We start from the raw sequence: 13,877 nt of genomic DNA, 5'->3' as shown, positions 1-13,877 counted from the left end.
CTTCCTCAACATTCAAGGATTGAATATGACCGTTGCCATAAAAAAGCAGCTTGATGAAAGCCTGCGTGATGCACAGCTAGCGCTCTATCTGAACCAGGTCGCGCCCAACACCCCTACGACAAGAAACCTGAAGCTCAAGACGGCCGAGGCGCTTTACGAATACTGGTTGCTCGATGTGCTGGTCAGCCAGGACGTGCCCACCACACCCGTGGCGTGTGCCATCGCCAGCCTGCAGCAATACGTCCATCGCATCCTGATGAACCTGGAACCCGGCTACGACTCGGCAAGCCTGGGCGCCGAGCAACTGAAGACTTGGCGCAACGAGCTGCATCAATACCCCACCTGGGCCGCCCATCAAAAGTTGCTCTATTTCCCGGCGATTTATCTGGACCCACTGTTGAGGGCCAACAAGAGCGACAACTTCCGGCAACTGGAAAACGACCTCAATCAGAACCAGATTCAACCCGATGCGGTCCAGTCCGCGGTCACGGCATACCTGACCCGGTTCGAAGAAGTCGCCAACCTGAACATTCTCAATGGTTACATCAATGGCGAGGACTTTGCCAACAGCACTTACTATTTCATTGCCAAATCACGCTCCGAGAACAGCTATTTCTGGCGTTCGCTGAACATGGCTCAACGCCCAATCAACGGCACGCCACCGCCCTCGCCTGCCACCCCGCCGAAACTTGACCAGCCCGATCCCTACGCCTGGTCGGACTGGGAAAAAGCCAACGTGCCAATTTCCGATAACGCGGTCGAACATTCAATAAGGCCGGTCTGGTTCAACAATCGTTTGTTCGTCGTATGGGCCGAATGCATCCATCAGGATCCGTCAGCCACCCGCAATGCCTCTTCACCGTCACAAGCGACCACCCATCATCCGCTATTACGCTTGAGCCTCTGCTTCAAAAAACCGGATGGAAGCTGGAGCACCCCACGCGTTTGCCTGCAGGGCTATTGCGAGGACAACGCGCTTCGCAGCATGGAGCTGGATGCGATCAAGGCATTGGTCGGCACTGTTGCTGTGCAATACCGCAAGGGTGCGCGCGATGTGTTGTTTCTCGCCTTGTGTGCACGTGAAGCCAGGACCGACTCGCTCAATTCAACCGACAACCACTTCACGTTCATTAAAACAACGTGCATCGATAAAAACCTCACCCCTGAGCCCGGTAGCTCAGCCACCACGGAACAAGCAGCGAAAGAGCATTATCGCCAGTACAACGCCGATAAAAAAACACTCATCAGCGCTACGGCGCAACGTATCCAAACCAAAACATCCGGCGAAATCGTTCCCATTGAAGTTGTCCTTCCCGAGAATATGGAAGTTTCCATGTCGGATTTCGATGGGCATCGGCAACGCATTGGCATCGAATCAGTCGAGGGGCCCACAGCCTCTACCCTCACGCTGCGTATAAGCGCGGTCATCGGCCTTGACGGCGGCGCTATCGGTACGCCTTCAAATCGTAAAGAAATGCGCTTGAGACTAACGACCTCGCCCTATCGCACGCCTCGACTTCATTTTGGCTGGGTGCTTCCTGCCCGAAGCTTGCCGGAAACGCCCTATGTAGTACTTAACGCCGGTTCGTTTTCTTCAGTAATCAATGCACCTTCGAAGGCCCTCGATCAAAACTACCGACTGTCATTCGATCACATGACCGATGTAATCAAGGATAATGAACACTCGCTTGGCCTTACATTGTCAGAGGACTTTCAGGGGAAATTAATTTCCACCCAAGCAGCACGACACCTGATCGCAGCAAGTAGACGTGTGACTGACACCAGGATATCCGGCACGGTGCAAAACCTGACCCTGCACGCTAACAATTCCGCCCCGCTGAACCTGGGTGAGACATTCGTTAGTCTGGACGAACCCCTCCTCCTCCAGTACGTGATTTTCCGCCACCCGGACGCCTCGCACACTCAATCGCTAACCTATGAAGACCTGACGGTCGTAGCAGAGTCCAGCCCCGCACCGAACCTGGAGAAGTTCCTTGAGTTCACCTGGCGCAGCAAAGACCTCGCCAAGCACGGTGACACCTTCCTTTGTGGGGTCGCCTTCGTTCACCCCGAGGAGCCGGAAAAAAAGCTCTACTCCGCCCTCAAGGCGATCCAGCTGAAGTTCACTCCGGCACGCCTCCAGCCGCCAACCATTACTCACGTATCGACGCCAGGCCTGGGCGCCAGTCAATCCATCGATTTCGCCGATTCCGCCATCAACGAAAGCGATGCCCAGAACAAACCGCGCCAGCCCATCAGGTTGAACACCCTATTCGCTCCAGAACTGATCCGTCGTACCGAAAACAGCCTGGATGATTTGTTTGATTGGCAGACACAACATTTGCCGGAACCGGCCTTACCAGGCGTCGTCAGCAACAAGATGGATTTCCACGGCCCATACGGCCGTTACTTCACGGAGCTGTTCCTCTACGTACCGTGGCTGATCGCCCACCGGCTAAACACCGAACAACGATACGAGGAAGCCGAACGCTGGCTCCGATATGTCTTCGACCCGAGTCGCGCAAATGAGGGGTGTTGGAGAAGCGTGCCTCTGGTCGACAGCAATATGACGGCCTATCACGACCAGGCCCCCCACGATCCACACCAGATTGCCCTCAGTCATCCGGTGCACTTTCGCAAAGCGCTGTACTTCCTGTACCTCGACATCCTGATCAACCGAGGCGACGCCGCGTATCGCGCGCTGACACCCGATAGCCTCAGTGAGGCCAAGCTATGGTACGTACGGGCGCTAGAGTTATTGGGACCGCGGGCGGTCGTTCAGACACTCGATCAATGGACGAGCATCAGCCTGCAAGCGTTGGGCGAAAGCAGCAATGAAAACCTGCGCGGGTTCGAACGCCTCCTGAGCCAGTCCGACACCCCCCACCCGTTGCGCATTCGTGGTAACCCTTCGCCGTCGTCCTTGCCTGCGATCGATACTCCGTACTTGCGCGTACCGTTCAACCCCGAGCTGCTCAAACGCTGGGACATCACCGAAAGTCGCCTGTACAACCTGCGGCATAACCTCGACATCGTCGGCAAGCCGCTGCATTTGCCGCTGTTCGCTCCGCCGCTGGATCCTCGCGCCTTGCCCGGCGCCAACGCCCTGAACATCGCCGACAGCGCCGCGTCGGGTCTATCGCTCCCACACCTCCCGAACTATCGCTTCATGGTCATGCACAGCCAGGCACAGAGTGCCGTTGAAAGCCTCAGCCAGTTCGGTGCCACGCTGCTATCGCTGATCGAGCGCAAAGAGCAGGCTCAATTGCAGGAACTGCAACAACAGCAAGCCTGGGACCTGGCGAAAATCTCGGTCGACCTGCAACGCCAGGCGCTGAAGATCGACCGCCATAACCGCCAGGCGCTACTCGCCAGCCGAACTATCGTCGAGGAACGAGCCCATCACTACCAGCATCTGCTGGACAAAGGCCTCAGTGAAGCCGAGAGGCAGGCCTGTCGGTTGTACTTGAGAAGTGGCGCAGCTGAACTGGACGCATCCTACTCTCAAGCCGCGTCGGGCAGCCTAATGATGGCCCCTAACGTTTTTGGCCTGAGCAACGGCGGCAGCCGTTGGGAAGGTGTGATGCATGCTGCCGCAGCCATCGCCCAAGGGACCGCCATCAGCGATCGCACGGCAGCGACCCACCTCGAGCGGACGGCACAGTTCCATCGTCGTCGGCAGGAATGGACCCAGGCCCGAGACCAGGCACAGCTCGAACTGGCGCAGGTCGACGCACAACTGGCACATGTTGCCGAGCAGGAAACGGCCACGCGCCTGCAACTTCGCCTGGCGGAATCGAGCCTGGGCCAAGCCAAGACCAACTACGATTTTTTCCGCAAGCGCTTTACCAAAGCGCAACTGTACCAATGGCTCAATAGCCAGTTTGCCGCGCTCTACCGCCAAGCCTACGACGCAACAGTGGGTCTTTGCCTGACGGCTGAAGCTTGCTGGCAGTATGAACTGGCGGATTTGAACACGCGTTTCATCCAACCCGACACCTGGAATGCGACCTATCGGGGCCTCGGAATGGGCGAGCAACTGAAGCTGAGCCTGTTGAACATGCAGGCCGAATACTTGCGCCGCAACGAGCGGGATCTGGAAATTCGTAAAACGGTATCGCTGCGTCAACTCAAAAGCAGAACCGCAACCAGCACCATTAACAAGGAATGGGCGCAAATTCACGCCGACCTGTTGCAAGGCCAGTGCGAATTCGAGCTGACCCAAGAGTTGTTCGAGGAAGACTACAAAAATCGGCAGCATTATTTGCGGCGCATCAAGACCATCAGCGTCTCCTTGCCAGCCATCGTCGGCCCTTATGAAAACATTCGGGCCACACTGACCCAGACCGCCAGCAAGGTGTTCATGTCTCCCGGTGGCCGGTCCGTGGAAAGCCGCTACGCCAACCAGCAAATTGCCCTTTCCACGGGGGTTGACGATAACGGCCTGTTCACCCTCAACTTCAACGATGAGCGCTACCTGCCCTTCGAATACACCGGTGCGGTTTCCACGTGGTGCCTGAACTTCCCCAACCCCGAAGCCCAAAAGGACATGCTGGCGTCACTGACCGACATCATCGTGCAGGTGAACTACACAGCCCGGGCTGGCGGAGGTTCGCGATGAGTGAACACAGCACAATGCCTGTCAACGCGCCGGCACTGCCCAAGGGCGGCGGCGCCATCCAGAGCATAGGCAAGGGATGGAGCGCCATCGGCGCCCACGGCACGGCGTCCTATGAGATTGCCCTGCCGATTTCACCGGGACGCGGTTTCGCCCCCTCCTTGTCGCTGGGGTACGCCAGCTCGACCGGCAATGGCCTGTTCGGCATCGGCTGGGGGCTGTCGCTGCCCTGTGTGGCGCGATGGACCGCCCAGGGTGTACCGGCCTATACCGAAGAAGACGAGATCATCGGCCCCGATGCCGTGGTGTGGTTGCCCGAGCGAGATCCACAAGGTGCCATCCGCTCGACGCGCATCGACCGCTACAACCGTCTGGCGCTGAACAAGACCTACACAGTGATCCGCTACTTTCCGAGAATCGAAAGCCGCTTCGCGCGGATCGAGTATTGGTCGGCGGACAAGGAAAAACCGGGGTTCTGGCTCGTACATGATGCCGATGGCAGCCTCCATGTATTCGGAAAAAGCCCTTCTGCGCGTCGAGCAGATCCCCTGGATGCAAGGCGTGTGGGCGAATGGCTGCTGGAAGAAAGCCTGAACGCCCACGGCGAGCACATCCTTTACCAGTACAAGGCCGACGTCACGGCGCAGCGCTATCTGAGCCGGGTGTGCTATGGCAATTTCAAGGCCGATGCGGACCTCTACCTGTGGGAAGCGGATCGGCTGAAGGCTGTGCAATGGCACTTCGAATTGGTGTGCGACTACGGTGAACGGAGCACGGAATACCAACGAAAGCCGAACTATGAAGGCCACCAATGGCTGGCCCGTGACGATGCGTTTTCCAGCTTCGCCTACGGTTTTGAGTTACGCACCGAACGACTGTGCCGCCAGGTACTGATGTTCCACCGTTTTCCTGATGAATGGGGAGCGGCCCCCGTCCTGGTGCGACGCGTGTTGCTCGATTATCGTCAGACCAGCCTGGGCTATCACCAGTTGACCGCCGCCCACGACCAGGCATTCGGCGACTCGACGACGGCCGATCACCGTCCGCCTGTCGAGTTCAGCTACAGCGAGTTCAAGTTCCCGCTTGAACGCCCCGACTGGCAGCCTTGGCAAAACATGCCGGGGCTCAACGAAAACCAGGGGTTTCAACTGGTGGATCTGTACGGCGAAGGCTTGCCGGGCGTGCTCCATCGAGGCGATGGCGGTTGGTATTACCGCGAACCCATGCGAGCCAAGGCCAACAGCAATGAAGTGGCTTACGGCCAATGGCGGGCTTTGCCCCACATTCCCGTTGCCAACCCTGCAAAACCACTGCAGCAGTCACTGAGCGACCTCACGGGCGATGGTCGACTGGATTGGATCATCGCCCAGCCGGGGGGGAGCGGTTTTTTCTCCCTCGGTCCCGAGCGCAACTGGTCGGATTTCGCCACGTTCAACGCGTTCCCCGCGGAATTTTTCAATCCACAAGGACAGTTGGCCGACCTGATGGGCGCGGGCCTCAGCGACCTGGTGTTGATCGGCCCACGCAGCGTTCGCGTGTACGCCAACCAGCAGGAGAATGGTTTTTCGGCAGCCCGCGAAATATCTCGCGGCGAGGCAGACGACGCCCTCCCACTCATCAGCGCGTCGCCCTCCGAGTTGGTGGCATTCAGCGACATGCTCGGCAGTGGCCAACAGCACCTGGTGCGCATTCGTCACAACGAAGTGAAGTGCTGGCCAAACCTGGGGCATGGACGTTTCGGCAACGGCATCGTGCTGGGTTCACCGGGCCTGGCATACGAAACCTTCGACGCCTCGCGTATTCGTTTGGCGGACCTCGATGGCTCCGGCGCCACCGATCTGATCTACCTGCAAGCGGACCAGGCGCTGATCTTCATGAACCGCGGAGGCAATGGCTTCAGCCCTCCCGTGGCGCTGCCCTGGCCCCAAGGCCTGCACTACGACCGCCTGTGCCAGGTGAGCATCGCCGACCTGCAAGGCCTCGGCTGTTCCAGCCTGGTCCTGAGCCTGCCCCACAGGGGAAACCAACATTGGCGCTGCGACTTCGTCAGCGCGAAACCGTATTTACTCACCGGCACAAACAACAATATGGGTGCCGCCAACAGTATCCGCTACCGCAGTTCCGCGCAGGAATGGCTGGACGAAAAAGCCGAAAGAATGGCCGCCGACAGGCCCCTGGCTTGCCATCTGCCATTGGTCGTGCACGTGGTGTCGAATCAAACCCAACTGGACGAGATAACGGGCAATCAACTGCTCCAGTCCTTCACCTATCGCCAAGGTTATTACGACGGCATCGAACGGGAATTTCGCGGCTTTGGCCTGCTGCTGCAAACCGACGAGCAGACCAACCCCGACGATGCCGAATCACCAGGCTTCACGACGCCGTGCCTGACCAAGAACTGGTTTCACACCGGCCAGGCGGTGGACCTGCCCCGTATCGGTTACAGCCACGCGGATCCCATCGCCGTGGCGCCGGGCAAGACCTTGCTGAGCCAATACCTGCCTGAGACCGGGAGCGACACCCCCATTGTCTCGCCCACCACGTCGACCATTCTGGAAATGTCTCGCGCCCTCAGTGGCAACCTACTGCGAAGCGAGGTATTTGGAGTCGATACACACCAGGGCAACAGAACGTTGTATTCGGTCCAGGAAAATCGCTATCGCATACGCCTGCTCCAGGCACCCGAGGGCAACCGGCGCCATGCCCGGATGTTGCCGCTGCTGCTGGAGTCCATCCACTATCAGTACGAAGGCCTGACCGACGATCCGCAATGCCAGCACACCTTGAATCTGCAATACGACGCCTACGGCTCGCTGACTCACAGCGTAAACGTCCATTACGCCCGACGAAAAACCCTCGACGATACTCCGCCGTTCAATGACGCCGATCAGCAACGCTGGTGGCGCGATGCTCATGATCCAGCGCAACAGTTCCATTACCTGACCGAAACCTGCGCCGAGTACATCCATCTGCCAGCGCCTCAGGGCTGGCGACTGGGCCTGCCCTATCGCCAGCGGACCCACGCGCTGAAAAAACCCAAGGCACCCGGGACCGGCGGGCTGAGCACACGGGACATGACCTATGAAAGGTTCATCGAACTCACCGGGGAAACCGCCTGGATAACCCAAAGCGTCCTGACAGGCCTGTCGGTGCAACGCTACAAGGACGCCTCCAGCACGCAAACCCTGCCAGACGGCATCGCGAACTTCGAAGCCCTGGGCGACCACATGGAAACCGCCGAGCTGGACGAAACCGCCTTGAAAGCTTTCCATCTGTTGCCGCAAACCTCCCGCCCGAAGGGCAAGCTGCTGGAACGAATCGGCTACCACCGCATGGACGCCTTTCTGCCCGCGACGCCACTGCTCGACAAACTCTGGTCAGTCAAAAGAGATTTTGCGACCTACGCGCCACTGGAAGGCTTCTACAAAATCCAGACCCAACAGGCGAGTGAACACCATGGCGTGACCGCCTTCAGCTACGACAATTACCACTGCTTTATCACCGCATTCAAACTGCCCGATGGCTGTGTCACCCAAGCGCTCTACGATTACCGCTCGCTGCTGCCACGGCGCATTACCGATCCCAACGGCAACGTCCAGGAAGGCCTGGTTGATGCCTTCGGCCAAGTATTGGCCACGACATTCTACGGTACCGAAAACAACACCCCCGTGGGTTTCAAACCCATCGCGCAGCTCAAGCGGCTGTGTTTCAACAGTTCGACAGAAGCGATCGAACAGCGCCAAGACGCCTTGCAGGAGGCCGCCACAGCGCTCTATTACACGCCCTTCAGCTGGATGGGTTGCGTGTCGAACGCCGCGCTGGCGGACAGCGACTGGCTGGCGCGATGCGTGCTCAACCGAGACCTGCTGCCCAGCGGACATATCCGTGCGTCGGCTCGAACGCGCCTGGCGGATCTTCAAACACTCTGCGCCGACGACCTGAAACTGAAGAACGAAATGGATGCCGCAACGCGTGAGCCGGTGCACATCGCCGCACTGGTGGCCGACCGCTACCCCGATGACGACCAGCAGCAAATCCGCATCGCCATCACCTGCTTCGACGGCTTCGGTCGAACCCTGCAAAGCAAGCAACGGGTCGAGCCGGGCATGGCCTACGTCGTCACCCCCCAGGGAGCACTGACACTCAAGGATGGAAAACCCATGGAGCACAGCACAGCAAAACGCTGGCGTGTCAGCGAACGGGTGGAATACAACAACAAGGGATTGCCGATCCGCCTCTACCGCCCTTACTTCGCCGATCAGCACCGCTACATCAACGACGAGTTCTTGCGGCAGTTCGGTCATTGTGACCAGCAGTTCTACGATGCCCTGGGTCGCCCCACCCTCACACGCCTGGCCACACAGGCTGGCCTTTCCTATATGCGGCGGCACACCCGCCATGCCTGGTACACCCTGGACGAGGACGAGAACGACACCCTGGAAGAGGTCATGGCCGAACAAGCACCGGCTATCGGAGGTGAGGCATGAATCCAGGCCTTCACCACAAGACTCCGACGCTCAAGGCTGTCGACAGTCGAGGCCTGCCCGTGCGCCAGGTCGCTTACTGCCGGCGCAACGCAGAAGAACAATCCCAAGCGCGCATCACCCGCCAACACCACGACACGGCTGGACGCCAGGTTGCGCAGTGGGACCCAAGGCTGTTCGACACAGCAACCGAAGCCAACCTGACGACCGTCTACAGCCTTTCCGGCAAGCCGTTATTGGTGAACAGTGTCGACGCCGGCTGGCGCCTGAATCTCCCTGGCGCTGCCGGACAGATCGTGCGCAGCTGGGACCAGCGAGGAAACCATTGGCGCACCACTTACGACCAGCAGCTAAGGCCGACCGCCATCCACGAGCAATTGCCAGATCAGGATCCGCGCCGAGTCGAATGCCTGCGCTACGGCGACAGCTCGCCGGAGTCCGCCTCACGCAATCTTTGCGGCGCCCTGATCCGCCACGATGACAGCGCGGGCAGCCTGCTCGTCCATGAATACGCCCTCTGCGGCAAACCGCTTGGCCAGGCGCGACACTTCCTCGTCGATGCGGCACAACCCGACTGGCCGGCCGAGGAGATCGCCCGCGACAAACTGCTGGAAAAGGGCAACGGCTACGAAACCCGCTGGCGCTACGATGCATTGGCGCACCCTATCCTGCTGGTGGATGCGGCCCGGCACCAACAGCGCTACGGGTTTGATATCGCCGGCCAACTCAAGGTTGTGAGCCTGAAAGTAAAAGACGCTACGACTGAAAAAACCATCCTGAAGGATCTCGTCTACAACGCGTCTGGCCAGGTCGAATCCCAGGTTGCCGGCAACGGCGTCATCAGTCGCGCCGCATTCGATCCGGCCAGCGGCCGACTGATCTCACTCAGCGCGTCGGTGTCTGGCAACACCTTGCAGGATCTGCGCTACACCTACGACGCGGTGGGTAACGTGACACACATCGAGGACCGGGCCCAACCGGTGCAGTTCGGCAGCAACCAACGGGTCGACGCCACCTGCACGTTCACCTACGACAGCCTTTACCAGTTGAGCAGCGCGACGGGCCGTGAAACGGCGGGACTGACCAGCAATCCTGAACTTCCCGCCTTCAGCAGGACGCCGTTCGACGCCCGCCAACTGTTCCCGTTTACCGAGCACTACCAGTACGACGCCGGTGGCAACCTGATCGAACTGCGCCATGTTCGCGACCGCAACAACTACACCCGGAAACTGGAGATCGCCGCCTCCAGCAATCGCCTGCTGTCCTGGAACAAGGCTGAGCACTTCGATGCCAACGGCAACCCGCAGGTGCTCCATCCGGGCCGGGCACTGGAGTGGAATGCCCGCAATCAACTCGCCAGCGTGACGCTGGTGCAGCGCGCAGACGGCCGCCACGACCTTGAGCGCTATGGCTACGACAGCACGGGGCAACGGGTGCGCAAGGTCCAGGTCACCTATGCTTCGGCTGTGACCCATACCCGGGAAGTCCGTTACCTGCCGGGCCTCGAAACCCACACCCGTCAGCACGAACGCCTGGAAGTCATCACCCTGCAGGCCGGCCGTTGCAGCGTGCGGTACTTGCACTGGACCGAAGGCCGCCCAGCCGGCATCGCCGCCAACCAGACGCGCTACAGCCTGGACGATCACCTGGGTTCCAGCTCGCTGGAACTTGACGATGAAGGCTGGCTGATCAGCCAGGAAAGCTATCTCCCCTACGGCGGAACCGCTTGGGCTGCGTCCCGCTCAGCCGTGGAAGCCGACTACCGGACCCTTCGCTATTCCGGCAAGGAGCGTGACGCCAGCGGCCTGTATTACTACGGGCACCGCTACTACGCACCGTGGTTGCAACGCTGGATCAGTCCCGATCCGGCGGGAGCGGTTGACGGGCTGAACCTGTATTGCATGGTAGGGAACAACCCGATGAGATTTACCGACCCTTCGGGCCTGATGAGGGACGAGGACTTCAGGGAGTTCGAAACCTGGGGCCGGGCCCGATCGAAGGAAATCATGGATTCGGCAAGAGGTAAGTATTCCTATCGGTTGATGCCGGATGACTACGATAAAACGTCCGATCAGTTTCTCAATGGCGGACTCCTGCGCCAGGAGTTTCTTGCTCACTCTTATGGCTACATCAAGACGGAAGAAGTCGGGCTCAGCGACTTCTTCAACCTGCCAAAGCCTCAAGGCAGCATGAGGGGATACAAAGGCGTGGACCGCCACTATGACGGCTGGGCCAGGACCCACACACCCCAGCAATACTACTTGAACTACGGCACCTATCGGATCGGCAATACCACTGAATACCTGGCCGACTTATCCAGCCGATACGCCGCTGCCAAAAACGACCTGTTCCACAATGTGGCCATAGACGAGGATGTTCTGAAGGACGCACCTACCCTGAGCCGGCTGAGCGATCAAGTCCATGAACTGCAACAACCGACCCGGGACTGGATCGAAACCCATATCGCCAATATGGCTGGGATCATGCCGATACGTGCCGGAGGCCCCGGGACCCATGCCGAAGTCCGGCTGGCGAATTCCGTGGTAGCGCTCTACCCGGACAGGGCGGAAAGGATGCTTTCCGACACCACGATATTCACCGACACCCTGTTCAGGGGTAAAGCCCCAGAACCGTTTCCGGCCTGCATCAATTGCAGCGGCATTCTTCCAGCGCAAATCACGGTGCCGACCGGACGCAGCCCCGTCGACTACGCTGGCTACAACGCTCGCGTACAGCAGATAAACGAGGCACCACGTCCTCGCCAACGAGGCAACCGGGCGAGAAGATAATGTCAGTCAAACACTGATTGCATTGGTGAACACCAGGCGATTGCCGAACGGATCGACCACCGCCATGTCCTGGCTCCCCCAGGGCATGGCCTGGATGTGGGGGCGGGCGAAGGTGTATTGCTTGGCCAGCAACTGCGCCTGGAACACTTCCAGTTCATCAGTCTCGATCCGCAGCGCCGAGCCCGGCGTGCAATCGCCATGATGCTCGGACAGGTGCAGTACGCAGTCGCCACGGGAGACTTGCAGGTACAGCGGGAAGTCGTCGCCGAAACGATGTTGCCAGTCGACGGTAAACCCCAGGAAGTCGACATAGAATACCAACGCCTTGGCTTCATCGAAGATCCGCAGGATCGGAGTGGTTTTACCGAAGCTCATGGGTTGCTCCCTGGCTGAAAAAGACCCAGTGTAGATGGGTTGCCCCTAGTGCTTCGGCCTGGGTTCCGGGTTCTTTAGTGTCAATGCGCCATTATTATGGCGTCAATTAAAACAAATTCAGCCGTCCAGCCCCGTCCTCAGGCGCGATCCAATGGGCTGAATCCCTCGCGCAGATCGCCTTCACGCGCCAGAAACCGACCTGCTCTGCGCCCATTCGCCCGCCCCTCGCCATAACTCAGGACACCGTTGACCCACACCCCGTCGATGCCTTCGGCGGGCCGTTGCGGCGCGTTGAAATCAGCCACGTCGCGAATGGTTTGCGGGTTGAACAACACCAGGTCCGCCCAGTGGCCTTCACGAATTTCACCTCGGCCCTTCAAGCCAAAGCGCGCCGCCGACAGGCCGGTCATCTTGTGCACGGCGGTGTGCAGCGGAAAAAGCCCGACCTCACGACTGAAATGTCCCAGCACCCGCGGGAAAGCGCCCCACAAGCGCGGATGGGGAAACGGGTCGTCGGGCAAACCGTCGGAACCCACCATGGACAGCGGATGGGCGAGGATTCGTCTTACGTCGCCTTCGTCCATGCCGTAGTACACCGCGCCGGCCGGTTGCAGACGACGTGCGGCGTCCAGCAGCGAGACGTCCCATTCGTGGGCAATATCAGCGAGGTCGCGACCGCCCATGCCCGGGTGGGGTGTCGACCAGGTGATGGTGATGCGATGGGCGTCGGTCACTTGCTTGAGATCCAGGGTCGAGGAACTCGCCGCGTAGGGATAGCAGTCGCAGCCGACCGGATGGGTTTTGGCCGCATTTTCCAGCGCCGCCAGCACCTGCGGACTGCGCCCCCAGTTACCGGCACCCGCGCATTTGAGGTGGGAAATAATCACCGGGCTCTTGGCGCGACGGCCAATCTGGAACGCCTCATCCATGGCCTCAAGCACCGGTTCGAATTCGCTGCGCAGGTGGGTGGTGTAGATCGCGCCGAAGGCCTGCAACTCTTCGCTCAGTTGCATGACTTCGTCGGTGGACGCCGAAAACGCATTGGCATAGGCCAGACCGGTGGACAGGCCGAGCGCACCGGCCTCCAGGCTTTCGCGCAGTTGCCCACGCATGGCCGCGATTTCTCCCACGCTGGCGCTGCGCAACAAATCCTCCATGTGGTTGCTGCGCAGGGCTGTGTGGCCCACCAACGCGGCGACGTTGACGGCAGGCGTGGCCGCTTCCACCGCTGCCCGATAATCAGCGAAGCGTGGGTAGGCGAACGCTTGCGCGGTGCCGAGCAGGTTCATCGGGTCCGGCGGATCGCCGCGCAGGCTGACCGGTGCAGCGCTGATGCCGCAATTGCCGACGATCACAGTGGTCACGCCCTGGCTGAGCTTGGGCAGCATCTGCGGTTGGCGAATCACCACGGTGTCGTCGTGGGTGTGCACATCGATGAAGCCCGGCGCCAGCACGCGGCCGGCGGCGTCGACGTATTCAATCGCCCGGGCATCGCCCAAGTCGCCAATACGCTCGATGCGCCCGCCGCGAATCGCCACATCGGCGTTGTAGCCGGAGCGGTCGCTGCCATCAATGACCCGCGCGTTGCGGATAAGGGTGTCGTATTGCATG

The 13,877-nt window shown here is 59.9% G+C and carries 5 protein-coding genes; 3 read left to right on the top strand and 2 right to left on the bottom strand.

Annotated elements, in window-relative coordinates; translation table 11 throughout:
• Window positions 1-25: 25 nt before the first annotated feature.
• The 3 genes from BT116_RS05540 to BT116_RS05530 are packed head-to-tail and all read left to right on the top strand — an operon-like array spanning window position 26 to window position 11,891.
• Window positions 26-4,621 carry a Tc toxin subunit A-related protein gene (locus BT116_RS05540; RefSeq protein WP_072340902.1) on the top strand — a complete coding sequence of 1,532 codons (4,596 nt, stop codon included), beginning with the start codon at window positions 26-28 and terminating at the stop codon, window positions 4,619-4,621.
• Window positions 4,618-9,105 (top strand): SpvB/TcaC N-terminal domain-containing protein, encoded by a 4,488-nt coding sequence (locus BT116_RS05535; protein ID WP_072340900.1) that lies wholly within the window; start codon window positions 4,618-4,620, stop codon window positions 9,103-9,105. The genes BT116_RS05540 and BT116_RS05535 overlap by 4 nt, the downstream gene beginning before the upstream one ends.
• Window positions 9,102-11,891: an RHS repeat-associated core domain-containing protein gene (locus tag BT116_RS05530; RefSeq protein ID WP_072340898.1), complete on the top strand. Its 2,790-nt coding sequence runs from the start codon at window positions 9,102-9,104 to the stop codon at window positions 11,889-11,891. The genes BT116_RS05535 and BT116_RS05530 overlap by 4 nt, the downstream gene beginning before the upstream one ends.
• 6 nt (window positions 11,892-11,897) lie before the next feature.
• Here BT116_RS05530 and BT116_RS05525 read toward each other — a convergent pair whose 3' ends face one another.
• Window positions 11,898-12,266: a glyoxalase superfamily protein gene (locus tag BT116_RS05525; RefSeq protein ID WP_072340895.1), complete on the bottom strand. Its 369-nt coding sequence runs from the start codon at window positions 12,264-12,266 to the stop codon at window positions 11,898-11,900.
• A 137-nt stretch (window positions 12,267-12,403) separates the two neighbouring features.
• Window positions 12,404-13,876, bottom strand: coding sequence for an N-acyl-D-amino-acid deacylase family protein (locus tag BT116_RS05520; protein WP_072340892.1), 1,473 nt, complete (start codon window positions 13,874-13,876; stop codon window positions 12,404-12,406).
• Between the last annotated feature and the right edge of the window lies 1 nt (window position 13,877).

The sequence above is a fragment of the Pseudomonas sp. NFACC16-2 genome, assembly GCF_900119205.1.
Classification (GTDB): Bacteria; Pseudomonadota; Gammaproteobacteria; order Pseudomonadales; family Pseudomonadaceae; genus Aquipseudomonas; species Aquipseudomonas fluorescens_Q.
Note: the sequence above shows the minus strand (reverse complement) of the source record. Positions and strands in the feature narration are given on the sequence as shown.